This window comes from Streptomyces sp. NBC_00443 (assembly GCF_036014175.1).
Lineage (GTDB): Bacteria > Actinomycetota > Actinomycetes > Streptomycetales > Streptomycetaceae > Streptomyces.
In genome coordinates, this window is record NZ_CP107917.1 from 1,349,154 (window position 1) to 1,373,053 (window position 23,900).

Below are 23,900 nucleotides of genomic sequence, written 5' to 3' on the forward strand. Positions count from 1 at the left end.
GGCCCGTCAGCCTCGCGCCAGAATGCCGTCGATCTTGCCTGAGGCGTCCTTCAGGGACTGGTCGATGTCGGCGTCCTTCTTGGTGAGGACTGCCGAGACGACGCCGTCGAGGACGGAGTAGATCTGCTGGGCGCTGGGCGGCTCGATCTTCATGTCGAGGCTCTGGTTACCGTCGAGGAACGCCTGGTAGTTCTCCACCGGTACGTTCGCGTTGGCCTCCTTGACCTGCTGGTCCTTGGCGTCGGCGGCACCGGAGAACAGACGGGGTTCGGGCAGTCCGACGGGGGCGTCGTTCTTCTTGGCGCGGGCGTAGTCGCCGAGGAAGCCGTCTCCGGGGGTGAGGAACATGTGGTCCAGCCACTTCAGTCCGGCGCGGATCTGCTCGGGGTCGGCCTTCTTGTTGAACATGTAGCCGTCGCCGCCGATGAGCGTGCCCTTGCCGCCGGGCATGGGGGCGAGGGCGAGGTCCTCGTAGTTGCCGCCCTTCTCCTTGACCAGGATCGGGATGTTGTCCGGGGCCGAGAGATACATGCCGAGCTTGCCGGAGCCCATCATCTGCTGGACGTCGTTGATGACGAGGAGCTGCTTGCTGCCCATCGAGTTGTCGGTCCACCGCATGTCGTGCAGGTTCTGCAGCACGGCGCGGCCCTCCGGGGTGTCGATCGTGGCCTGCTTGCCGTCGGCGCTCACCACGTCCCCGCCCTGGGAGTAGAGCTCGGCGGTGAAGTGCCAGCCCCCTTGGTTCTGGGCGCTGTAGTCGGCGTATCCGACGGTGCCGTTGCCGAGACCGGCTATCTTCTTGGCCGCGGCGCGCAGCTCCTCCCAGGTCGCCGGGGGCTTCTCGGGGTCGAGACCGGCCTCGGTGAAGAGCTTCTTGTTGTAGATCAGGCCCATCGAGTAGCCGGTGCGCGGGATGCCGTAGACCTTGCCGTCGACGGTGTAGATGTCGCGCAGCTGCTGCTGGACGGTCTCGTAGCTCTTCAACTCCTTGAGGTACGGGGTGAGATCGGCCGCCTGGTTGATGTCGACGACGTGCCGGGCGTCCGTGAAGTACGTGTAGAAGACGTCCTCCATCTGCCCGCCGGCGAGCTTGGCGTCGAACGTCTTCGGGTCCTGGCAGGGGAACGCGTCATGGGCCACGACGTCGATGTCCGGGTTCTGCTTCTCGAAGGACGCGATGTCCTGCTCGAAGAACTGGCGGTCGACCTTGGCGCTCTTGGGCGGCATGCAGTTGACCGTGATGCGGGTCTTTCCGCTCGCCGAGTCGTCGCCCGACCCGCAGGCGGAGACGACCAGAGCGAGGGAGCAGACGCTCAGCGCGGCAAAGGTACGGCGGAACCCGGTGCTTCTCATCGGTGGACCCCTCTGGGCAGGAGCGGTGGGCGCCGCACACTCAAGCACCGCCGACATCGGTCCGCAAGATGTCGCGCAAGATTTGAAATTTTCTAACAGCTCATTGGATGTCCGGTACGGCAGGGCAGGTGTCAGGAGCGGGGCGCCTGAGCCGTCGATCCCCGCACCACCAGTTCCGGCTCGAAGAGCAGCTCGTCCGCCGGCACGGCGGTGCCCGCGATCTGCGCGTTCAGCAGTTCCACCGCCGCCCGCCCCATGGCCTCGATGGGCTGACGGACGGTGGTGAGGGGAGGCTCCGTGCAGTTCATGAACGCCGAGTCGTCGTAGCCGACCACGGAAATCTGTGACGGTACGTCAAGTCCCTTGCGGCGGGCGGCCCTGATCGCCCCGAGCGCGAGCGGGTCGCTGGCGCAGATGATGCCGGTGACGCCTCGGTCGATCAGCCGGGAGGCGGCGGCGTGACCGCCCTCGATCGAGAAGATGGCCCGCGCCACGTGCTCCTCGGGCAACTCCCCGGCGACGCCCCGCGCGGCGGCCAGCTTGCGCGCCGACGGCACGTGGTCGCCCGGCCCGAGCACCAGCCCGATGCGCTCGTGACCCAGCGAGGCCAGATGCCGCCAGGCCTGCTCGACGGCCACGGCGTCGTCGCACGACACGGCGGGGAAGCCGAGGTGCTCGATGGCCGCGTTGACCAGCACGACCGGGATGTTGCGGTCGGCGAGCTCCTTGTAGTGGTCGTGCGGCGCGTCGGCCTGGGCGTACAGCCCGCCGGCGAAGACGACGCCGGAGACCTGCTGTTGCAGCAGCAGCGCGACATAGTCGGCCTCGGACACCCCGCCCTTGGTCTGCGTGCACAGCACCGGCGTCAGTCCGAGCTGGGCGAGCGCCCCGCCGATCACTTCGGCGAACGCCGGGAAGATCGGATTCTGGAGCTCGGGGAGGACCAGGCCGACGAGCCGGGCGCGTTCCCCGCGCAGTTGCGTGGGCCGCTCGTAACCGAGGACGTCCAGAGCCGAGAGCACCGCCTGCCGGGTGGCCTCGGAGACGCCGGGCTTGTCGTTGAGCACCCGGCTGACCGTCGCCTCGCTGACCCCGACCTTCTTCGCCACTTCCGCAAGTCGTCGCGTCATGCGCGCAAGAATAGCGCAAGTGATGCAAGTGGCTTGCGTCTTGGTACCGGCTATTTCTTCGCTGCCCACAGTCCGCGAACGTGCCCCAGGTGCCGGGTCATGACCTCGCGCACGGCCTTCTCGTCGCGGGCGAGCAGCGCGTCGAGGAGTTCGAGGTGCTCCTCGGCGGAGGCCAGCAGCCGGCCTGCCTGGACGAGCGCGGTCAGGCCGTAGAGGCGGGAGCGGTTGCGGAGGTCGCCGACGACCTCGACGAGGTGGGCGTTGCCGGCGAGGGCGAGCAGGCCGAGGTGGAAGCGGGTGTCGGCCTCGACGTAGGCGATGAGATCACCGGAGACCGCGGCCTGGACGATCTCCCTGGCCGCCGGGCGCAGCGCCTGCAGGGAGACCTTGTCGGCGGTCCTGGCCAGCTCGACCACCGTGGGGATCTCGATGAGCGCGCGGATGTGGGTGTACTCGTCGAGCTGCTTCTCGGAGACCGCGGTGACCCGGAAGCCCTTGTTGGGGACGGTGTCGACCAGGCCCTCCTTGGCCAGGTCCAGCATGGCCTCGCGCACCGGGGTCGCCGAGACGCCGAAGCGGGCGGCGAGCGTGGGCGCCGAGTACACCTCGCCCGGGCGCAGCTCTCCGGCGATCAGCGCGGCCCGCAGGGCGTCGGCGACGCGCTCCCGGTAGCTGCTCCTCTTGCCGCCCAGGGAGGGCAGCGCCGGGCCGGCTGCGGCGGGCGGGGCGCTGGTGCGCTGGGCGGCCATGACTCTCCTAGCTGTGCAATGTCACGCGTTACGCGGCACATTATCGTCGACGTTCAGAGCACGAACCCGGCCGGGAACGGGTCCGACGGATCGAGCAGATACTGCGCCGTGCCCGTGATCCACGCCCGGCCGGTGAAGCTCGGCAGGACGGCCGGCCGGCCCGCGACCTCGGTGGTGCCGAGCAGCCGGCCCGTGAAATGGGTGCCGATGAACGACTCGTTCACGAACTCGGTGTGCAGCGGGAGTTCACCTCGCGCGTGCAGCTGCGCCATGCGCGCGCTGGTGCCCGTGCCGCAGGGTGAGCGGTCGAACCAGCCCGGGTGGATGGCCATCGCGTGCCGGGAGTGGCGGGCGGTCGCGCCGGGGGCGATCAGGTGGACGTGGTGGCAGCCGCGGATGGAGGGGTTCTCGGGGTGGACGGGTTCCTCCTCGGCGTTGATCGCCGCCATCAGGGAGAGACCGGCTTGCAGGATGTCGTCCTTGCGGGACCGGTCGAAGGGCAGCCCGAACTGGTCCAGCGGCAGGATGGCGTAGAAGTTGCCGCCGTATGCCATGTCGTATGTCACCGCGCGCCCGTCGGCCAGGGTGATCTTGCGGTCGAGGGCGACGGAGAAGGACGGCACGTTCTGGAGGGTGACCGCCTTCGCGGCGCCGTCCTCCACGGCCACCTCGGCGACGACCGGGCCCGCCGGGGTGTCGAGCCGGATCGTGGTGACCGGCTCGACGACCTCGACCATGCCGGTCTCGACGAGCACGGTCGCCACTCCGATCGTGCCGTGCCCGCACATCGGCAGATAGCCGGAGACCTCGATGTAGATCACGCCCCAGTCGCAGTCGGGGCGGGTGGGCGGCTGGAGGATCGCTCCGCTCATCGCCGAGTGGCCGCGCGGCTCGTTCATCAGGAGCTGCTTGATGGCGTCGCGGTGCTCACGGAAGTACAGGCGCCGCTCGTTCATGGTCGCGCCCGGGATCGTGCCGACGCCGCCGGTGATCACGCGGGTGGGCATGCCCTCGGTGTGCGAGTCGACGCAGTGCAGGACGAGTTTGCTGCGCATGATCGGGTCTCCTCCGGCGTGTTACGCGAGCCCTGCCGCGACGGCCTTCTCGGTTGCGGCGCGGATCGTGGACTCCTGGTCCGGCAGCAGCGGCACCCGCGGTGGACGGCAGCGTCCCCCGTGGCGGCCCACGACGTCCATGGACAGCTTGATCGCCTGCACGAACTCGACCTTGGAGTCCCAGCGCAGCAGCGGGTGCAACTGTGCGTAGAGCTGCTTGGCGGTGGCGAGGTCGCCGCCGACGGCCGCGCGGTACAGCTCCACGGTGGACCTCGGCAGCGCGTTCGGGTAGCCGGCGACCCAGCCCTTGGCGCCGGCGATCGCGAGCTCCAGCAGGACGTCGTCGGCGCCGATCAACAGGTCGAGATCCGGCGCGAGTTCGGCGAGCCGGTAGGCGCGGCGGACGTCGCCGGAGAACTCCTTGACCGCCTGGACGTACCCCTCGCCGTGCAGCTTCGCGAGCAGTTCGGGTACGAGGTCGACCTTGGTGTCGATGGGGTTGTTGTACGCCACGACCGGGATGCCGGCCTTGGCGACCTCCGCGTAGTGCGACAGCACCGACCGCTCGTCCGCCCGGTAGGCGTTGGGCGGCAGCAGCATCACGGACTCGCAGCCGGCGTCACGGGCCTGTTCGGCCCAACGGCGGGACTCGGCCGAGCCGTAGGCGGCCACACCCGGCATCACCCGCGAGCCACCGATCGCGGCGACCGCCGTCCGAACGACCTTCGCCCGCTCTTCGGGCGTGAGGACCTGGTACTCCCCGAGGGAGCCGTTCGGAACGACGCCGTCACAGCCGTTGTCGACCAGCCAGGCGCAGTGCTCGGCATACCTGCCGTGGTCGACACGGAGGTCGTCGTCGAGCGGGAGCGCGGTGGCGACGAGGACTCCGCGCCAGGGACGGTGGTCGGTCATGAGGTTCCTCTCCGAGTGGCGTTGTCGTGTTGCCGGGCGAGTACACCGAGCGGTACGGGGCGTGCGAACGGCCGCCGGGACGGGGTGAGTTCGCATCCGGCGAGCCCGGCGACCGCAGGACCGCACACACGTCCCTGGCACCAGCCCATTCCGGCCCGGGTCAGCAGTTTCACGGTGCGGACGTCACCCGCGCCGAGTTCGTCCACGGCCTCGCGCACGGCACCGGCGGTGACCTCCTCGCAGCGGCAGACGAGGGTGTCGTCGGTGACCTGGTCGCTCCAGTGCGCGGGCGGCGGGAAGGCGGCGTCGAGGGCGGCGGCGAGCTTGCGAAGTCCGGTACGGGACTTGGCGGCCCCCGCCCACCGCGCGGGGTCGGGTTCGGTGCCCTTCAGGCGGGCGGCGGCGGAGAGTCCGGCGATATGGCCCTCGGCGAGCGCGAGAGCCGAGCCGCCGACGCCGGTGGACTCCCCCGCCGCCCACACCTCGGGCACGTCCGTGCGCTGCTCGTCGTCGACGGCGACCGTCAGCCCGTCCAGGCGGCAGCCGAGGGTCTCGGCGAGGTCGGTGTGCGGGAGCATGCCGTGCCCGACGGCGAGGGTGTCGCAGGGCAGGTGCCGCTCGGTTCCGGGCCGGACGCGCCCGTCGGCGTCGAGGGCGGCGACGGTGACCCCGGTGAGCCGGTCGTCGCCGTGGGCGCGGACGACCGTGTGCCGGGCGAGGAGTCGGACGCGGTGGCGCAGGAGGCGGGCCGCGTATCCGGCGCCCTCGGGCAGCTTGGCGGCCAGCGCGTGACCGTGCCGTAGGAGGGACTTGGGGTCGGCCGCCTCCACGAGCGCCGCGATCTCGACGCCCGCCGCCGCGAGCCCGGTCGCCACGGGCAGCAGCAGCGGCCCGGTCCCGGCGACGACCGCCGTGCGCCCCGGCACCACGAGCCCGCCCTTGAGCATCGCCTGCGCCCCACCGGCGGTGACGACACCGGGCAGGGTCCAGCCGGGGAAGGGAAGCACCCGCTCGTAACCGCCGGTGGCGAGGAGTACGGCGCGGGCCCGCACGACGGCCGGCTCCCCCTGCTCGGGACCGAGCAGGGCGTGCACTGCGAAACCCTCGAAGTCCCGTTCCACGCCCCAGACATGATGACCCATCAGAAGCCTGACGTCACTGTGGGCCAGACCGTCCCGCAGCCGCTCCCAAGTTCGCCACTGATGGTGCAGGGCCTGCGCGCGACGGGCACGGAGTGCGGGCGCGGGCTGCCGGTAGAACTGCCCCCGACGTCCGCCGCCGAGTCGACCAGCGCCACCCGCACGCCCTCCGCAGCAGCCGCCACCGCCGCGGCGAGGCCCGCCGGGCCCGCGCCGATCACCGCCAGATCAGTCATCGTGGCCCGTCCCCTCCTGCGTCCGGATTGTGTCGCCCGGGTGCAGCGGCAGCATGCAGGCCCGCTGGTTCGGGCGGTCGTTGACGGTGACCAGGCAGTCGAAGCAGATGCCGATGCCGCAGAAGACGCCGCGTGGGCGGCCCTCGCCCCGGGTGGTCCGCCAGGAGGTGATCCCGGCCGCCCAGAGTGCGGCGGCGACCGTCTGCCCGGGCAGGGCCTCGATCTCGCGGCCGTCCAGGGTGACTGAGAAGGCCGGGCCGGGCTGGGCGTCGGCGAGGTCCAGAGGGGTTCTCATGCGGCGTCCTCGGCGAAGCGGTCGGGGCGGAACGGTGTCAGGTCCAGGTCGGGGGTCTTCGTGGTCAGGGCCTGTGCGATCAAGTGGCCGGTGCCGGTGGCGAGTCCGATGCCGGCGCCCTCGTGGCCGCAGGCGTGGTGCAGGCCGGGGACCCGGGGGTCGGGGCCGAGGGCGGGCAGGTGGTCGGGCAGGTACGGGCGGAAGCCCAGATAGGCGCGCATGGCGTGGACCTCGGCGAGGAACGGGAACAGTCGCGTCGCGCCCGCCGCCAGTGCCCGTACGACGGGCAGGGAGAAGGTCCGGTCGAAGCCGACGCGTTCCCGGCTCGCCCCGATGAGGATCGGGCCCGCCGCCGTGCCCTCGACGACCGGGGAGGTCTGCAGCGCTGCCGAGTCGCTGGCGACGTCGGCCACGTAGTCGGCGGCGTACACCTTGTGGCGGACCAGGCGCGGCAGCGGTTCGGTGACGAGGACGAAGCCGCGTCTGGGGAGGACGGGGACGTGGGCGCCCGCCAGTGCGGCGAGTTCGCCGCCCCAGGTGCCGGCCGCGTTGACGACGGCCGGGGCGTGGATGTCGCCGTAGTCCGTGCGGACTCCGCGTACGGCACCGTCCGCAGTGCGCAGGACGTGCGTCACGGTCCGGCCGGTGAGCAGGCGGGCGCCCGAGGCGCGGACCAGGTGGGCGGCGGCCAGGGCGGGCATGACCTGGCAGTCCTGGGGGTAGTGGACGGCGCCCGGCAGGCCGGGGGCCAGGTGGGGTTCGAGGTCGTACAGGCGGTCCCCCGCGACTGGCTCGGCGATGACTCCGGCTGCCCGCTGCCCGTCGGCGAACCGCTCCAGCGCCGCGAGCCCGGCCGGGGACGAGGCCACGACGACGCCGCCCTTCGCCTCGTACTCGACGGCGGGCCCGAACTCCTGCGCCAGCTCGGCCCACAGACGGCCGGACAGCAGCGCGAGATCGAGCTCGGGGCCCGGTTCCTTGTCGGAGACAAGGAGGTTGCCCTCGCCGGCGCCGGTGGTGCCGCCGGCCACCGGGCCACGGTCGACGAGGATCACGGCGAGGCCCGCCCGGGCCGCGTACAGTGCGCAGGCCGCGCCCACCATCCCGGCTCCGACGACCACGACGTCGCAGGTCAGTCGCTCGCTCACGCCAGTACTATGTCACACACCACCCTGTGACGGAACAGGGCCGACAGCGTCTCCGTGCCGAAATCGTGCTGACGGGGCGCCGCCGGCGACCTGAACGCCGACGGTGCCCCGTTCAGTCCTCGGGGGAAGGCACCACGTGCAGGTGGGCCGCGGCGGCTCGGGCCCCGCGCACCCTCGGCCGGTCGCGGCGCACCTCGCGCAGGACCAGCGTCAGCCGGGTGTAGCCCAGCTCCTGAAGGGTCCGGGGCGTCTCGTCGACGACCCGGCAGTCGGTGGCGCCCCAGCGCGGGTCGGGGTGCAGCAGCGGCCGTACGGCACCGTCCAGTTCGGCGGCCCGCTCGCCGACCGCGCGGATCCAGTGCGGCAGGCCCTGCCGGTAGGCGGCCTCCATGATCGGGTCCTGGGCGATCTCCCGGCGGATGGCCTGCACACCGTGGTCGTGACCGTGCCGCTCCACGGTGGCCGCGAAGCGGGCCAGCATCGGCAGGCACCAGCTGGACTCGTGCTCACCGAGGACGGTGCTCGCGTCCGGGTGGAAGAGCACGAACTTGAGGAAGTTGTCGGCGGGCATGGCCGTCGGATGCGGGCCCACACCGCGGAAAAGTGACGCGAAAGCGGTGTTCGCCAGAACGACGTCCCAGCGGTGGTCGACGATGACGGACGGGAAGGGCACGGCTTCGACGAGGGTGGCGTAGTCCCGCAGGTACGCCTCGGCCTCGGGCCTCTCGGGGACGGGCCGCGGTACGGACCGCTGCCCACCTGCCTGATATGCCATCGGGAGGTCACCCCTCTTGCCTATGCGGCCTTCACGCGGCGCCTTGATCCTGCTGCCCGGGCCGGAGCGGTGTCAACTATCGTGGCATTTCGTGCCTGTTGACGGCTGAAATTGGCCACAGTTGTGGCGAGACCTGGATGTGAGTTCGAACTACCCGGTAATCTCCGTCCAGTTCACCGCGACCGCTTGTGAGAAGCCTGTGAGAGCTTTAGGAGATCTGTCGGTGACGGATGGCATCGAGGGTCCGGGCGTCATACCGACGACTGAGCTGCCGGCCGTCGTCGCTCGCGTCACCGCGCTCGCCGACCGGCTCGGCGTACCGCACGCGGAGGTCTTCGACACCGGCCGTCTGTGCGTGGCCTCCGGCGTCCCGGAGCCCGTGGTCAAGGCGCTGCTGAGCGGCCGCCCGGCAGGAGAGCCCGACGTACAGGCCCGGTTCCTGCAGCGACTCGACCTCCTGCGCCGCACCCGCGTCAAGCCGAACGGCCGCCGGTACACCCAGCAGGAGATCGCCGACGGCGCGGGCATGTCACGGCAGCAGGCCGGCGCCCTCATCAACGGCGACCGGCGCCCCACCATGGAGCACTGCGACGCCATCCAGCGCTTCTTCCGCGTCCACGCCGGATTCCTCACGGCCGAGGACCCCGAGGCACTCGCGGGCGCGCTCCAGCGCACCGAGCAGGACCTGCTGCAAAAGCTCGCGCAGCGCGAGGCGGCCCAGGCTGCCGAGGACCCGCTGGAGAGGCTGCTGCAGGACCACGGGGTGCGCGGTATCGCCTGGCGGGCCGCCCAACTGCCCACCGACCAGCATCGCGACAAGGTCGCGGAGTGGCTGGACATGCTCTTGGAAAGCGTCAAGCGGCCCGAGTCGTGATCCGGAGGGGAAAACCGGGGGGAGAACGGGAGAACTGTGGGCATCGGTAGGGAAATGCGCCGCCTGTGCGGCGAGTTGGTCGCGGAGCTGACGCTCCCCGCACCCTCGCCGCCCGAGAAGCTGTACAGCGCCCTGTGCGGCGCGATGAGCAGACGCCGCGGCCGGCCCGTCCACTTCCGTACGGCCGCCTTCCCGCCCGGCACCGCCAGCGGACTGTGGCTCGACATGGCCGACCAGGACCTCGTCGTGATCGAGGAACGCACCGCGCCCGACCACCAGCTGGTGATCCTCGGCCACGAGCTGTGGCACATGAAGGCCGGGCACTGCAGCCACAGCATTGAGGGCGCCAGCGTGGCGGCCCGCCTCCTCGACGACGACGCCGACCTGCACTCGACGATCCTGAAGGTCGCCGCCCGCAGCCACTTCGACCAGGCCGAGGAGAAGGAGGCCGAGACCTTCGGGCTGCTGCTGGCCAGCAAGTGCCGTACATGGCTGGCCGTTTCCTCGGTGCGCGGGCAGCGGGACCATCTGGCGGGGCGGATCGAGGCGTCACTGGGTTATCTCGGCCCGCAGGGCTGATCGAGGGAACGTCGGGCCCACGTCCGGGCGGTGGACGAACCCGATTGTCAGTGGTGGACGGCAAGCTGGTGGTGCGCCCTCATGTGCGGGCGTGACGCGACGACGCCGAACCGGGGAGAGCCGACCGATGCCCACCGCCGTACTGACCGACCGCGAGCGCACCGCCGTACAGGCCTACCTGCGGCTGTTGCACACCGTACGAGCCGCGTTCGACGGTCCTCCCGGCTCCCGCCGACCACCCGTCGTCCCGCCCGCCGTCCTCGCCGAGGCGGAACAGGCGCTGGCGGACGCCGGCCTGACGGGCAACGAGGAGGAGTTCTTCCGGCTGCTGCAGAGCTGGTGCCCGGCGGAGCCGTAGCCGGTCCCGCAGCGGGCCCGCGGGGGCTCAGGTGTGCGGCACACTCACCGCTGTCGCCACCAGCCCCCGCCGGACCGTCCACCGGCCCTCGAACCGGTCGACGCGCCGGTCGCCCACCAGCGGGCCCGGGACGAGGAGCCGGGCGCGGAAGCCGCCGCTGTGCTGTTCACCGGAGTCGGCGAAGACGTCGAGGTCGGCCTCGGTGAAGTCCAGCCACTTCGCGGTGAGCGGGAACCACGCCTTGTAGACGGACTCCTTGGCGCTGAAGAGCAGCCGGTCCCAGTGGATGCCGGGGTGGTCGTCGGCCAGGCGGCGCAGCCGGTCCACCTCGGCGGGCAGGGCGACGGCGGGCAGGACGCCCTCCGGGAGCGGCTGGTGGGGTTCGGCGTCGATGCCGAGGGAGGCCAGTTCGGTGGCGCGGGCCAGCGCGGCGGCGCCGTAGCCCTCGCAGTGGGTCATGCTGCCGATCAGTCCGGCCGGCCAGCCCGGGGCGCCGCGCTCACCGGGCAGGATCGGCTGGGCGGGCACGCCGAGCTTCTCCATGGCGCTGCGCGCGCAGGAGCGTACGACGGCGAACTCCCGGCGGCGCTTGAAGACCGCCTTCGCCACGACCGCCTCCTCCTCGGGGTACAGGGCCGTGTGCCCGGGCTCCTCGTCGCCGTAAGCCTCGACGGTGGCCACCGGGGCCGGCAGCAGTTCCTCGATCAACGGGCCCGGTCCTCCTTGGGCAGAATCGTGCGCAGCCGTCCCGGCGGGTCGGGTCGCTTGCGCCACTCGCGGGGGTATCCCACCGACACCTCCTCGAAGCGGACGCCCTCGTGCCAGGTGGTCCGCGGGATGTGGAGGTGGCCGTAGACCATCGTCTCGACCCGGAACCTGCGGTGCCAGTCCGCGGTCCGCCGGGTACCGCACCACATGGCGAACTCGGGGTACCACAGCACGTCCGTGGGGTGCCGGTCCAGCGGGTAGTGGTTGACGAGGACGGTGGGCAGGTCCTCGGGCAGTGCGGCGAGCCTGCGCTCGGTCTCGGCGACCCTGGCCTCGCACCAGGCCTCGCGTGACGGGTAGGGGTCGGGGTGCAGCAGGTACTCGTCGTTGCACACGACCCCGGTCCCGTGCGCGTACGCCAGTCCCTCCTCCTTGGTCGTGCAGCCGGAGGGCAGGAAGGAGTAGTCGTACAGCAGGAACAGCGGCGCCACGGCCACCGGGCCGCCCGGGCCGTCCCAGACGGGGTACGGGTCCTCGGGGGTCGTCACGCCGAGCTCGCGGCACAGGTCGACCAGGTGCTCGTAGCGGGCGACGCCGCGCAGGGTGACGGAGTCCTTGGGGTGGGTCCACAGTTCGTGGTTGCCGGGGGCCCAGACGACCTTGCGGAAGCGGCCGGCGAGGGTCTTGAGCGCCCAGCCGATGTCGGCCACGGTCTCCGCCACGTCACCGGCGACGAGCAGCCAGTCGTCATCGCTGCCGGGGCGCATCCGCTCGACGAGCGCGCGGTTCTCCTCGTATCCGATGTGCAGGTCACTGATGGCCAGCAGCTGTCCGGCACCGCCGGCCGTCGACGTCACCCCTCGCCCCTTTCGATCACACGAATGACCTTACGAGAACACAGGCCGCGTTCGGGGCACAAGGCCGGATCACGTCGTCGCGTCGCAGGGCGCTGTCCGGGCGGTCGGGGGCGGGGTGACCGGGACGGTCAGGAACCATCCGCATTTCCGTAACACGTACGTTGCACGCGGCACCCCTTGAAAGCCGTATGATCGCCGCAACACCACCGCCATGGACGTCCCTTCGCACGGGGCGGTTTGGTGTCCCTCCAAACACCCTGCCCGGGCACGGGTCTGCTTCGCCCTGCCCGCGAACCCGAAAGGACGGCCCTGCATGGTCTCTCGCGTACGCGTCTGGCTCAACCGCACGTACGCGGAGAACGTGTTCTTCATGGATCAGCTGCGACGAAATCCCAGCGATCGGGCCGTCGAGATCCATGCGACGCACGGGGACGCCGACTCCCCCGTGCTGGCCGCCGCCGACACCGCCGAACTGGAGCCCGAGGGCCTGTCCCCGGCCGGTTACGTCGAGTACGCCCTCGCCCAATGCAGGCGCCGCGGCATCGACGTGTTTGTGCCCCGGCTGCACCAGTCGGCGATCGTGGCCCACCGGGCGGACTTCGAGGCGGTCGGTACGGCGCTGCTCGCGCCGCCGCCGGAGGCCGTCGCGGTCTTCCACGACAAGGTGATCGCGTACGAGGCCGTGCAGGCGGTCGGGGTGCCGGTGCCGCCGTGGTGGCGGGTGCGCAACGCCGACGAACTGCTCGCCGCCGTCGAGGAGTTGGAGGAGGCCGGTCACAAGGCCTGCTTCAAGCCGGCGTCCGGTGCGGGCGGCGTGGGCTTCCGCGTCATCACCCGCGCCCCCTTCTCGCTGATGCACCTCGACGGGTTCCCGACGCCGTATGTGCAACTGGATCTGGTGCTGGACGCGTTGCGGCGGACCGACGAGCCGGTGGACTGGCTGGTGATGCCGCGCCTGGAGCAGCCTGAGGTGTCGGTGGACTGCCTCACCGGTCCGGACAACCGGGTGCGGCTGGCGATCGGCCGGATCAAGAACGGTCGCCGTCGTGGGTTCACCGTCCAGGAGCCGTGGCTGGAGCCTGCGCGGCTGATCGCGGAGGGGTTCGGGCTGCACTATCTGTCCAACATCCAGTTCCGGATGTTCGGCCGGACGCCGGTGCTGATGGACGTCAACACCCGGCCGGCCGGCGGACTGCACCAGCTGTCGCTGTGCGGGGTCAATGTGCCGTGGCTGGCCGTTCAGCTGGCGCTGGGCGACGATCCGGGCGAGGTGGTTCCGCCGTTCCTCGGGCAGGACTACACGGTGGTGTCCGGGCCGCGGCCCCTGCGCCCGGTGTCCATTCCGCAGCAGCGGTCGGAGGTCGAGGCGCCGCTGCTGCCGACGGTGCCCGCGCCGGCACCGGTTGACTCCGTCGGTAGCGGGGCGGCTCAGGCTCTGCCGCTCTAGGTTGCCCGCTTCAAGCTGCCCGCTTCAAGTTGCCCGACGAACGAACCCGATGACGGAGTTCGAAAAGTTTTTCCCGGCAGGGTGTATCACGGCGCCGACCGCGCGCTCATAAGAGTGAAAGGCAACGGGGGACCGGGAAACACGGGGGATCCACGGGGGGAAGCACCACCACGGGGGAAGTACGGGGGCTTCGGGCCGGCAGGCGCTGTCACGGGGGCAGCGGCCGGCCGGCCCGAAGGCGTTTCCCGGGTCAGAAACGGCCCGAGCCCCGGTACAGCTCCAACTCCCCGTCCAGTTCCACGGCGAGCACCGTGGCATGCGGGTCGAGGTCGGCCTCGGTGGGCGGCTCGATCCACAGCACGCCCGGCGTCTCATGGAGGCCGCCGGTGATGCGGTGGCCCAGTTCCGTGCCGGTGCCGACGACCGTGACCCGGCGTACCGAGCCGAGCAGCCCGCGTACGTTGATCTCGGCGCGCGGGACGTCGAAGACGATCAGGTACAGGGTGCGGCGGTCCTCGGACAGGGTGCTCGGGCCGTAGTGGTGTCCGGCCGGAAGGCCGCGCCCGGTGCCGTACACCGCCTCCGCGTGCTTGGCGATCCAGTCGCCGAGCCCCTCCAGCCGCTCGGCCTGCTCCGCCGGGATCGTGCCGTCCTCGCGGGGTCCGACGCTCAGGAGCAGGTTGCCGCCTGCGCCGATCGTCTCGGCGAAGTAGCGGATCAGCTGGTCGACCGACTTGTGGTTGTGGTCGTGGTGCTGGTGGCCCCAGGAGTCGTTGATCGTCAGGCACAGCTCCCACGGGCCTTCCGGCGGTATGACCGGGGCCCCCTGTTCCGGGGTCGCGTAGTCGCCCTCGCTGAGCATGCGGGCGTTGAAGACGACGTCCGGCACCTCGGAGCGGATCAGCGTGGCGAGTTCGGGGATGCGCCACTGCTCCTCGCTGCGGTCCCACTCGCCGTCGAACCACATCAGGTCCGGTTTGTAGCGGGAGGTCAGCTCGCGGATCTGGCCGTCCCGGTAGGCGAGGAAACGTTCCCAGGCGTCCAGGTCCTCGAGTTCCGCGGCGACTTCGGAGTACCGGTTGTCCTCCAGCTCCGGCGGGCGGCCGGGCTTGCGCGTGGAGGCGTAGTCGGGGTGGCTCCAGTCCGAGTGCGAGTAGTAGAGCCCTACCTTGAGGCCCTGCTCGCGCAGGGCGTCCGCGTAGCCGCCGATCAGGTCGCGGCCCACGTTCAGTTCGCCGTGGGCCGTGTCCCACAGGGCCACGCCGTCGTGGTGACGGCTGGTCAGGACGGCGTACTTGGCACCGGCCCGCGCGAAGAGCCTCGCCCAGTCGCGCGGGTCGTAGCGGGAGGCGGTGAAGCGGTCGAACTGGGACATGTACCGGTCGTACGGGACGATGTCGTCGTAGAACGACCAGGACTCCTGCACACCGTCGACGGCGTAGATGCCCCAGTGGACGAAGATCCCCAACTTGGCGTCGGTGAACCAGGGTTGCATCGGCACCCCGCTCAGCTCCCTTCCGCGCGCTGCAGGCGGAGCGTGAGGACCTGGAAGGGACGCAGGGCGACCGCGACCCCGCCGTCGCCGGTGACGTCCGCGTCCTGAAGCGGGCGCTCCAGCAGGTCGGTCACCTGGGCGCCGGTGAGCGGGAAGCCGGTGCGCAGGACACCGCTCGCACGGCCGCCGCGGGACTCGTAGAGGCGTACGACGACGTCGCCGGACCGGTCGTCGGCCAGTTTGACCGCCTCGACGGTCACGCCGTCCCCGGCCACGGAGACGACCGGCTCGGGCGCGCCTGCCGCATCCGCCACCCGCAGGGGAGGTTGAGGGCGTACCCCTCGGCGACGGCGTCCTCGATGCTCGCGCCGGGGAGCAGGGAGTAGGTGAAGCGGTGCATGCCCTGGTCGGCCTCGGGGTCCGGCACGCGCGGGGCGCGGACCAGGCTGAGGCTGACCCTGGTCGTCGTACCGCCGTCGTCGCGGACCGTGCGGGTGACGTCGTGGCCGTACGTCGAGTCGTTGATGACGGCGACGCCGTAGCCGGGCTCGGCGATGTGCACCCAGCGGTGGCCGGCGACCTCGAAGCGGGCCGCCTCCCAGCTGGTGTTGGTGTGGGTGGGCCGCTGGATGTGGCCGAACTGGATCTCGGCGGAGGAGTGCGGGGCGCGGATGTCCACCGGGAAGCCCGCCTTGAGGATCTTCTCGGCCTCGTGCCAGTCGATCTCGGTCTCGAAGTCGATTCGGGGGCTGCCGGCGCGCAGGGTGATCGTCTGGGTGACCTTCGAGCCCTTGCCGAACGACCGCGTGACCCGGATCGCCCCGAGGAGGGCGTCCTCCTCGACGACGGTGACCGCGTCCGCGTCCAGCAGATCGGTGTAGCGGTTCCTGTAGTGCTTGTCGATGTCCCAGGCGTCCCAGTAGTTCGGGAGGTCGGTGTGCAGACGCAGCAGGTTGCCCTTGTCGGCGAGGACTTCACGGCCGGCCCGCAGATCCCGCACCGAGGCGAGCGTGCCGTCCTGCGCCACCTCGACACGCACCAGGCCGTTGTCGAGGACCCGGCCCTCGACCTTCACCGGCTGTGCGGGCGCGGCGTCGGCCGGCGGTGCGCTGCCGCTCGCGGGGACCTCGACGTACGCCGGTGCGCCCTCGGGTGTGCGGACGACCTCGGCCCGGTCGAAGGGGCTGGTGTTGAACACCCGCGTGCCGTCGGCGCCCAGCGCGGCCACCGCCTCGGCGGTCAGCGCCTCCAGCTCCTCGGCCACGCGCGCGTATTCGGCCTCCGCCTCGCGGTGCACCCAGGCGATCGACGACCCCGGCAGGATGTCGTGGAACTGGTGCAGCAGCACCGTCTTCCACAGCCGGTCCAGCTTCTCGTACGGGTAGGAGTAGCCCGGCGCGTGCAGCGCGGCCGTCGTCGCCCACAACTCGGCCTCGCGGAGCCGGTGTTCACTGCGCCGGTTGCCCTGCTTGGTACGGGCCTGGGAGGTGTACGTCGCCCTGTGCAGTTCGAGGTAGAGCTCGCCGACCCACACGGGGGCGTCCGGGTACTCCTCGCGGGCCGTGGCGAAGAAGTCGTCCGGGTGCTCGATGACGACCTTCGGTGAGCCCTCCAGGTCCGCCAGCCGGCGCGCCCGCTCCATGATCTCGCGGGTGGGGCCGCCACCGCCGTCGCCCCAGCCGAAGGGCGCGAGGGAGCGTGTACCGCCGCCCTTCTCCGAGTAGTTGCGGACGGCGCGGTCCATCTCCTCACCGCTGAAGCGGGCGTTGTAGGTGTCGACCGGCGGGAAGTGCGTGAAGATGCGGGTGCCGTCGATGCCCTCCCACCAGAAGGTGTGGTGGGGGAACTTGTTGGTCTGGTTCCAGGAGATCTTCTGGGTCAGGAACCAGTCGTTGCCGGCGAGCTTGGCGAGCTGGGGGTAGGCGGCGGTGTAGCCGAAGGAGTCCGGCAGCCAGACGCCCTTGGTCTCGACGCCGAAGTGCTCGATGAAGAACCGCTTGCCGTGGACCAACTGGCGGGCGATGGCCTCGCCGCCGGGCAGGTTGCCGTCGGCCTCGACCCACATGCCGCCGACCGGCGCCCACTGGCCCTTCTTCACGGACTCCTGGATGCGGGCCCAGACGTGCGGGTAGTTGTCGCGCACCCACTCGTACTGCTGGGCCTGCGAGCAGGCGAAGATGAAGTCGTCGTACTCGTCGGCCAGGGACGTGACGTTCGAGAAGGTGCGGGACGTCTTGCGCTTGGTCTCGCGGATGGGCCACAGCCACGCGGAGTCGATGTGCGCGTGGCCGACACCGGAGATCGTGTGCGCGCTGGCGTGGGCGGGGCGGGCCAGCACCGGCGCGAGCACCTCGCGGACGGCCGGGGCGCTCCCGGAGATGTCGTCGAGGTCCAGGGCGTCCATCGCCCGGTCGAGGGCGTGCATGATCTCGTGGCGGCGCGGTTCGTGCTCGCCGAGGTGGACCATGAGCTCGCGCAGCACCTGGAGGTCCAGGTCCAGGTGCCAGACCTCTTCGTCCAGGACGGCGATGTCGGCGCGCTGGAAGGTGTAGAGAGGTTTGTCGCCCGCGGTCAGGACGTCGCCGAGCGGGGTCGGGGCCGCGAAGTCGTTGGCCAGGATGTCGGGGTTGGAGGCGGCCTCGACCAGGTAGTCGATCTCCTCGCCGCCCGCGACCGGGTTGCCGATCGGCACGTACTGGTTGAGCGGGTTGACCGCCTTCAGTGGCCTGCCGTCCGGCAGGTGGACCAGGGCCTCGGCCTGGTTGCCGGGCCAGTCCCCGACGAAGCCGAGGTCGATGACCGCCTCGACGCGCCGCCCGGCCCACTCGGCGGGCACCCTGCCGCGCATCCGGAACCAGGTCGTGCCCCAGGGCGGGCCCCACGGAGTGTCCATCGCGAAGGGTGTGTACCGGGCGGCCGCGGCCTCCTCGAAGGAGACGGGCTCCCCCGGCGCGTGCCAGGCCTCGACCTCGAAGGGGACCGTGGCCGAGTAGATCGCGGGCTTGATGCGCTGGTTGTGGACGCGCTCGACGCGTTCCTCGATCCGGCGGCGTTCGTCGTGCATCAGGGTCTCCAGGGAGGGAGAGAACGGAGGTGGGAAGCGAGGGGTACCGAGTGGAGGCCGGTGGGGCGAGGGGTGGAAGCGCTTTCTGGGGCGGGCGCTACTTAAGGTACGCGAGGCCGGGATGCACCCCGGCGTAGCCCTCGACCAGTCTGCGCGCGACGCCCACCGAGTCGACCAGCGGGTGCAGCGCGAAGGCCTTCACCGCAGTCGTTCGGGAGCCGGACTCGGCGGCGGCGAGCACCTCCCGCTCGACCGCCTTGACCGAGCAGACGAGGCCGGTGGCGTGGTCGGGCAGCGGGGCGACGGCGACCGGGTGGGCGCCGTTGGCATCGACCATGCAGGGCACCTCGATGACGGCGTCGGAGTCGAGCACCGCGAGGGTGTTCTGATTGCGGACGTTGAGGATCAGGGTCGTGCGCTCGTCGCGGGCGATGGCCCGCATCAGCGCGAGCGCCACTTTCTCGTACCCGCCGGAGAGGTCGTCGGCGTCGCGCTCGCCGGCGCCGGCCGTCTCCCGGTTCTCGGACATGTAGGTGGCCTCGCGCTCGGCGCGGGTGCGGTCCCAGGCCTGAAGCGCGGAGACGTCCGGGTTGCGCACCTGCTCGTAGAAGCCGGCCTGCTGGTCGCGCAGGAAGGCGCCGCGGGTCTTGTCGGCCTGCTGGTAGGCGCGGACGGCCTCGCGGTTGAAGTAGTAGTAGTGCAGGTATTCGTTCGGGATGGCGCCGAGCGACCGGAGCCAGTCGACGCCGAAGAGCTTGCCCTCCTCGAAGGAGCCGAGCAGGCCGGGGTCGGCGAGCAGGCGCGGCAGTTCGTCGCGGCCGGCGACGCGCAGGCCGCGCACCCAGCCGAGGTGGTTGAGGCCGACGTAGTCGATCCACGCCTCGCCGGGGTTCTTCACGCCGAGCACGCGGGCGATACGGCGGCCGAGGCCGACCGGCGAGTCACAGATGCCGATGACGCGGTCGCCGAGATGGCGGGACATGGCCTCGGTGACCAGGCCGGCGGGGTTGGTGAAGTTGATGACCCAGGCGTCCGGCGCGAGGCGGGCCACCCGCTGGGCGATCTCGACGGCGACCGGGACGGTCCGCAGGCCGTAGGCGATGCCGCCCGCGCCGACCGTCTCCTGGCCGAGGACGCCCTCGGCGAGCGCGACCCGCTCGTCGTTCGCCCGGCCTTCGAGGCCGCCGACGCGGATCGCCGAGAAGACGAAGTCGGCGCCGCGCAGGGCCTCGTCGAGGTCGGCGGTGGCGCTCACCTCGGGCGCGTCGGGCACCCCGGCGGCCTGCTCGGCGAGCACGCGGGTCACGGCGTCCAGACGGCCGGTGTCCAGGTCGTGCAGCACGACCCGGGTGACCCGGCCCTCCGCGCGGTCCGTCAGGAGGGCCCCGTACACGAGCGGCACGCGGAATCCGCCGCCGCCCAGAATCGTCAGCTTCACGCCTGCACCTTTCCTGCCACGAGCACCTTGACGCCGGCCTCCTCCAGGGCGGACCGGGTCGCCGTGTTCACGGGAGCGTTCGTCACCACCATGTCCAGCTCCTCGGGACCGCATACCTTGGCCATGCCGGTCCCTGGGAACTTCGCCCCGTCGGCGAGCAGGACGACCTTGTCGCCGGCCCGGATCATGGCCCGCTTGACCGGCACCTCGACGACCGTGGTGTCCATGACCTGCCCGCCGGCCCGCACGCCGCTGGTGCCGAGGAACAGCCAGTCGGCGTGCAGCTGGCGCAGGTTGTCCTCGGTGAGGAAACCGACCAGGGAGCGGTACTCGCGGCGGACCATGCCGCCGAGCAGCACCAGCTCGATGCCCTCGTCGTCGGCGAGCTCCTCGTAGACCACCAGGTTGCTGGTGATCACGGTGAGGCGGCGGCCGTGCAGCTGGCGGGCCAGCCGGAAGGCGGTGGTGCCGATGTCGAGCAGCACCGACTGACCGTCTTCGATCATCGCGGCGGCGTGCGCGGCTATGGCGTCCTTCTCGGGCACGCGCATCTCGGCGACCTCGGCGAAGGGCTGGTCGCCCTCCTCCACGACCGCGCCGCCATGCACCCGCGTGAGCAGGCCGTCCTCCTCGAGTTTGACCAGGTCACGCCTGATCGTGGCGGGGCTCACACCCAGCCGCTCGGAGAGATCGGTCACGGCCGCGGGGCCGCCGGAGCGCAGGGCCCGCAGGATGAGTTGGTGTCGTCGTTCTGCCAGCACGGCGTGAACACTACTCGTCATCTTCAATCATCGCCATGCTCATTTCTGCTCGGGTATTGACCAATCCCGCGGAGCGGCGCACGATTCCGCTCACCGAAATGAAGAGTTTTGACGAGCTCTCCCCCACGGGGGTCCCCGGACGAGAGCCCGAGCGAGAGGACCCTGCCGTGGACGACGACCGGCCCGATGTGCTGCTGACCGGGCTGCTCTTCTACGACCTCGTCCTCACCGGGCTCGGGAAGCCGCCGACACCGGGCGAGGAGATCTGGACGGGCGGCATGGGCTGCGGCCCCGGCGGCATCGCCAACCTGGCGGTGGCCGCCGCCCGCTTCGGCCTGCGCACCTCGCTGGCCACGGTGTTCGGCGACGACCTCTACGGGGAGTACTGCCGGGACGTCCTGTGCGACCAGGAGGACATCGACCTCTCACTCTCCCGCACCGCGGACGGCTGGCCCACCCCGGTCACCGTCTCCCTCGCCTACGGCCACGACCGGGCTCTGGTCACCCACGGCCAGGAACCCCCGTACTCGCAGGACGCGCTGATGGGCGACCCGCCCGAGGCACGCACCGCCCTCGTGCACATCGAGGCCGAACCCCGCGAGTGGCTGGCCAAGGCCGCCGCGAACGGCACCCGGATCTACGCCGACGTCGGCTGGGACCCCACCCAGCAGTGGTCCACCGCCCTCCTCGACCAGCTCTCCCTGTGCCACGCCTTCCTCCCCAACGAGACCGAGGCGATGGCCTACACCCGTACCGACACCGCCGTCGCGGCCCTCGGCACCCTCAGCGAGCTGGTGCCGGTGGCCGCGGTGACGCGTGGCGGGGACGGCGCCGTCGCCGTCGACCAGACGACCGGCGAGTACGCGGACGTGCCCGCCCTGGACACCGACGTCCTCGACGCGACGGGCGCGGGCGACGTGTTCGGGGCGAGCTTCGTCGCGGCCTCGCTGGGCGGCTGGCCGCTGGCGGAACGGCTGAAGTTCGCCGTCCTGGCCGCCGGTCTGTCGGTCCGGCGGCCCGGCGGGGCTCTGGCCGCCCCCGGCTGGTACGGCGTCGACCGCTGGTGGCGCTCCCTGACCGATCCCGAACTGAAGCGGGCGTACGGCTTCCTGGCGGACCGGCTCCCGGACGATCCGGGACCGCCCGTCGCGTACGCCCCCGTGACACCTCCCGCACGGCAGAACTGACTTCCCCGAGCGAGCTCCCCCCACGTGCTCTCTCCCTCACGTGCCCCTCTCATGCGAAGTCCCGAAAACATCCGAAAGGCGGTGGGAGCTGTGCGGCTCTCACGAAGAGGCCTGCTCCGCGCGGGCCTGGCCGGCACGGCCGCCACGGCGCTGGGCGGCCTGGCGTCCGGCTGTGCCGTTCCGACCGGCTCGACCGGCCGGAACATGGTCCTGTGGTACTGGGACGGCGGCCTCGGTGACACCGCCGTCGACAAGGCCAAGGCCCGCTACGCGAGCAGCGTGGACCTCCAGGCCATCAAGATCGGCGGCTACTACCGGTCCAAGCTGATCACCACGATGACCGGCAACGCCCACGTCCCCGACATCGCGGGCCTCAAGGGCGAGGACATGGCGTCCTACCTGCCCAACGCGGACCAGTTCGTGGACCTCAGGACCCTGGGCGCGGACAAGTACCGGAGTCAGTACCTGGACTGGAAGTGGGACCAGGGCAAAGCCGACGACGGCACGATGATCGGCTTCCCGATCGACTGCGGCCCGGTCGCGCACTTCTTCCAGTACGAGGTGTTCCGCAAGGCGGGACTGCCGTACGAGCCCGCCGACGTCTCCAAGGAGCTGAACACCTGGGAGAAGTTCTTCGCGGCCGGCGAGCGGCTCAAGCAGCGGATCCCCGGGACCTCGCTGCTCACCGACGTCAACAGCGTCTTCGAGAACGTCGTGCAGCAGGGCAGCAAGCGGTACGTGGACAAGGACCGGCACTTCATCGGCGACCAGGAGCACGTACGGAACGCCTGGGCCCTCGCGGTGGAGGCCAAGCGGCGCGGTCTCGTCTCGAATCTCGTCACCGGCACCCCGGACCAGATATCCGCGGTCGACTCCGGCAAGCTCCCCAGCCAGCTCGGCGCCTCCTGGGCGACGTACGACATCAAGAACGGCAACCCCAAGACCAAGGGCAAGTGGCGGATCGCCGACATGCCGGTGCGGCCGTCCAACAACGGCGGTTCGTTCCTGTCGATCACGAAGGCGTGCCGGGAGCCCGAGCGGGCCTTCGAGATCATCGCGTGGATGCTGAACGCGTCCAACCAGGCCTCCGGTTACGTCGACGCGGGCCTCTTCCCGTCCACGCCCACCGCGTACGGGCTGAAGCAACTGCGCGACCCCGACCCCTTCTTCGGTGGCCAGGTGACGACGGACGTCTTCGGGCCCGCCGCGCAGAAGATCGTGGTCGCCTACAACAGCCCGTTCGACGTGGCGCTCGGGCAGCCGATCAAGGACGAGATCAAGAACGTCGGCGTCCTCGGCAAGGACCCGGAGAAGGCCTGGAGTGACGCCATGGGCAAGTGCCGGCGGATAGCGAAGCACCTGGGGGTGAGCTACTGATGGCCACCGCGTTGGACAAGCCGCCCGTCATGGCGGAGCAGACGGCGGCTGCCGGGCCCCGCTCGGGTTTCCGTAAGTACTGGCACCTGTACGCCGCGATCTCCCCCTTCTACCTCCTCTTCCTCGCCTTCGGCCTGATCCCCGTCGGCTTCTCGCTCTACCTCTCCTTCCACCGCTGGGACGGCCTCGGCTCGATGGAGTGGGCGGGGCTCTCGCAGTACCAGTACCTGCTGAGCGACAGCGACTTCTGGAGCTCGATCGGGACCACGCTGATCATCTGGGCGCTGGCCACCTTCCCCATGATCTTCCTGGCGATGGTCACGGCCGTGATGCTCAACTCGGCGGTCCGCTTCAAGAACATCTACCGGTTCGCGTACTTCCTGCCGAACGTCACCTCGGTCGTCGCCATCGCGATCGTCTTCGGTTCGGTCTTCTCCACCAACTTCGGCCTGATGAACGCCCTGTTGCAGGCCGTGGGGCTGGACCAGGTGGCGTGGCTGAACACCCCGTGGGGCATCAAGGTGGCCATCGCGACGCTGATGACCTGGCAGTGGACCGGCTACAACGCGATCATCTTCCTCGCGGGCCTGCAGACCATCCCGGGCGAGCTGTACGAGGCGGCACGGGTGGACGGCGCCGGTCCCGTGCAGACGTTCTTCCGGATCACGCTGCCGATGCTGCGGCCGACGCTGCTGTTCGTGCTGGTGGTCTCGACGGTCACCGGACTGCAGAGCTTCACCGAGGCGCAGGTGCTGCTGCAGAACACCTCGAACGACTCGACGTTCTCGGGTGGTCCCGATCACGCGGGCCGGACGATGGTCCTCTACTTCTTCCAGCAGACCTTCGACAACAACGACTTCGGCTACGGCGCGGCCGTGGCGTGGGGGATCTTCCTCGTCGTCGTCATCTTCTCGATCATCAACTGGCGCCTGGTGCAGCGCCGGGGCGAAGACTAGGGAGGCC

20 protein-coding genes and 2 pseudogenes are annotated in these 23,900 nt (G+C 70.9%); 7 read left to right on the top strand and 15 right to left on the bottom strand.

Features of this window, described 5'->3' with window-relative positions; all coding sequences use genetic code 11:
- Positions 1–6: 6 nt before the first annotated feature.
- From OHO27_RS06115 to OHO27_RS06155, 9 genes and pseudogenes are all read right to left on the bottom strand, one after another.
- Positions 7–1,353: an ABC transporter substrate-binding protein gene (locus OHO27_RS06115; protein WP_328421040.1), complete on the bottom strand. Its 1,347-nt coding sequence runs from the start codon at positions 1,351–1,353 to the stop codon at positions 7–9.
- 131 nt (positions 1,354–1,484) lie between these two features.
- Positions 1,485–2,483, bottom strand: coding sequence for a LacI family DNA-binding transcriptional regulator (locus OHO27_RS06120; protein ID WP_328421042.1), 999 nt, complete (start codon positions 2,481–2,483; stop codon positions 1,485–1,487).
- Positions 2,484–2,533: 50 nt separating this feature from the next.
- Positions 2,534–3,232: a GntR family transcriptional regulator gene (locus tag OHO27_RS06125; RefSeq protein ID WP_328421044.1), complete on the bottom strand. Its 699-nt coding sequence runs from the start codon at positions 3,230–3,232 to the stop codon at positions 2,534–2,536.
- A 53-nt stretch (positions 3,233–3,285) separates the two neighbouring features.
- A complete protein-coding gene (locus OHO27_RS06130) occupies positions 3,286–4,287 on the bottom strand; it encodes a proline racemase family protein (protein ID WP_328421046.1) in 1,002 nt (333 codons plus the stop codon).
- Between the two features lie 21 nt (positions 4,288–4,308).
- The gene (locus tag OHO27_RS06135) at positions 4,309–5,199 is read right to left on the bottom strand and encodes a dihydrodipicolinate synthase family protein (protein WP_328421048.1); all 891 of its coding nucleotides are present in this window, start codon (positions 5,197–5,199) and stop codon (positions 4,309–4,311) included.
- Positions 5,196–6,574, bottom strand: a pseudogene (locus OHO27_RS06140) (FAD/NAD(P)-dependent oxidoreductase). Before OHO27_RS06140 ends, OHO27_RS06135 begins: the two are co-directional and overlap by 4 nt.
- Positions 6,567–6,869, bottom strand: coding sequence for a (2Fe-2S)-binding protein (locus OHO27_RS06145; RefSeq protein WP_328421050.1), 303 nt, complete (start codon positions 6,867–6,869; stop codon positions 6,567–6,569). Before OHO27_RS06145 ends, OHO27_RS06140 begins: the two are co-directional and overlap by 8 nt.
- Complete coding sequence (locus tag OHO27_RS06150) at positions 6,866–8,017, bottom strand: NAD(P)/FAD-dependent oxidoreductase (protein WP_328421052.1); 1,152 nt, start codon at positions 8,015–8,017, stop codon at positions 6,866–6,868. Before OHO27_RS06150 ends, OHO27_RS06145 begins: the two co-directional genes overlap by 4 nt.
- Positions 8,018–8,129: 112 nt before the next feature.
- The gene (locus OHO27_RS06155; protein WP_328421054.1) at positions 8,130–8,792 is read right to left on the bottom strand and encodes an MmyB family transcriptional regulator; all 663 of its coding nucleotides are present in this window, start codon (positions 8,790–8,792) and stop codon (positions 8,130–8,132) included.
- A 223-nt stretch (positions 8,793–9,015) separates the two neighbouring features.
- On the opposite strand from OHO27_RS06155, the gene OHO27_RS06160 reads away from it, so the two are divergent.
- From OHO27_RS06160 to OHO27_RS06170, 3 genes are all read left to right on the top strand, one after another.
- Positions 9,016–9,666, top strand: a complete 651-nt coding sequence (locus OHO27_RS06160; protein ID WP_328421056.1) for a helix-turn-helix domain-containing protein — start codon at positions 9,016–9,018, stop codon at positions 9,664–9,666.
- Positions 9,667–9,720: 54 nt separating this feature from the next.
- Positions 9,721–10,245: a toxin-antitoxin system, toxin component gene (locus OHO27_RS06165; protein ID WP_328430364.1), complete on the top strand. Its 525-nt coding sequence runs from the start codon at positions 9,721–9,723 to the stop codon at positions 10,243–10,245.
- 127 nt (positions 10,246–10,372) lie between these two features.
- Complete coding sequence (locus OHO27_RS06170; RefSeq protein WP_328421058.1) at positions 10,373–10,603, top strand: hypothetical protein; 231 nt, start codon at positions 10,373–10,375, stop codon at positions 10,601–10,603.
- Between the two features lie 27 nt (positions 10,604–10,630).
- Here OHO27_RS06170 and OHO27_RS06175 read toward each other — a convergent pair whose 3' ends face one another.
- Positions 10,631–11,311: a 4'-phosphopantetheinyl transferase family protein gene (locus OHO27_RS06175; RefSeq protein ID WP_328421060.1), complete on the bottom strand. Its 681-nt coding sequence runs from the start codon at positions 11,309–11,311 to the stop codon at positions 10,631–10,633.
- Entirely contained in the window at positions 11,308–12,168 is an 861-nt protein-coding gene (locus OHO27_RS06180) for a metallophosphoesterase family protein (RefSeq protein ID WP_328421062.1), read from the bottom strand. The genes OHO27_RS06175 and OHO27_RS06180 overlap by 4 nt, the downstream gene beginning before the upstream one ends.
- A gap of 313 nt (positions 12,169–12,481) precedes the next feature.
- On the opposite strand from OHO27_RS06180, the gene OHO27_RS06185 reads away from it, so the two are divergent.
- Positions 12,482–13,615 (top strand): ATP-grasp domain-containing protein, encoded by a 1,134-nt coding sequence (locus OHO27_RS06185; RefSeq protein ID WP_328421064.1) that lies wholly within the window; start codon positions 12,482–12,484, stop codon positions 13,613–13,615.
- A gap of 250 nt (positions 13,616–13,865) precedes the next feature.
- On the opposite strand, the gene OHO27_RS06190 is transcribed toward OHO27_RS06185, so the two are convergent.
- The 4 genes and pseudogenes from OHO27_RS06190 to OHO27_RS06205 form a co-directional block, all read right to left on the bottom strand.
- The gene (locus tag OHO27_RS06190) at positions 13,866–15,116 is read right to left on the bottom strand and encodes an alpha-L-fucosidase (RefSeq protein WP_328421066.1); all 1,251 of its coding nucleotides are present in this window, start codon (positions 15,114–15,116) and stop codon (positions 13,866–13,868) included.
- 5 nt (positions 15,117–15,121) lie between these two features.
- Positions 15,122–18,174: pseudogene (locus OHO27_RS06195) on the bottom strand (alpha-mannosidase).
- A gap of 97 nt (positions 18,175–18,271) precedes the next feature.
- Positions 18,272–19,612 carry a 6-phospho-beta-glucosidase gene (locus OHO27_RS06200; RefSeq protein WP_328421068.1) on the bottom strand — a complete coding sequence of 447 codons (1,341 nt, stop codon included), beginning with the start codon at positions 19,610–19,612 and terminating at the stop codon, positions 18,272–18,274.
- The gene (locus OHO27_RS06205; RefSeq protein ID WP_328421070.1) at positions 19,609–20,373 is read right to left on the bottom strand and encodes a DeoR/GlpR family DNA-binding transcription regulator; all 765 of its coding nucleotides are present in this window, start codon (positions 20,371–20,373) and stop codon (positions 19,609–19,611) included. The genes OHO27_RS06200 and OHO27_RS06205 overlap by 4 nt, the downstream gene beginning before the upstream one ends.
- 167 nt (positions 20,374–20,540) lie before the next feature.
- Between OHO27_RS06205 and OHO27_RS06210 the strand changes: the two genes are divergently transcribed.
- The 3 genes from OHO27_RS06210 to OHO27_RS06220 all read left to right on the top strand — a co-directional run bounded on the left by OHO27_RS06210 (position 20,541) and on the right by OHO27_RS06220 (position 23,893).
- A complete protein-coding gene (locus OHO27_RS06210) occupies positions 20,541–21,560 on the top strand; it encodes a carbohydrate kinase family protein (RefSeq protein ID WP_328421072.1) in 1,020 nt (339 codons plus the stop codon).
- 90 nt (positions 21,561–21,650) lie between these two features.
- Positions 21,651–22,937: an ABC transporter substrate-binding protein gene (locus OHO27_RS06215; RefSeq protein WP_328421074.1), complete on the top strand. Its 1,287-nt coding sequence runs from the start codon at positions 21,651–21,653 to the stop codon at positions 22,935–22,937.
- Complete coding sequence (locus tag OHO27_RS06220; RefSeq protein WP_328421076.1) at positions 22,937–23,893, top strand: carbohydrate ABC transporter permease; 957 nt, start codon at positions 22,937–22,939, stop codon at positions 23,891–23,893. The genes OHO27_RS06215 and OHO27_RS06220 overlap by 1 nt, the downstream gene beginning before the upstream one ends.
- Positions 23,894–23,900: the final 7 nt, after the last annotated feature.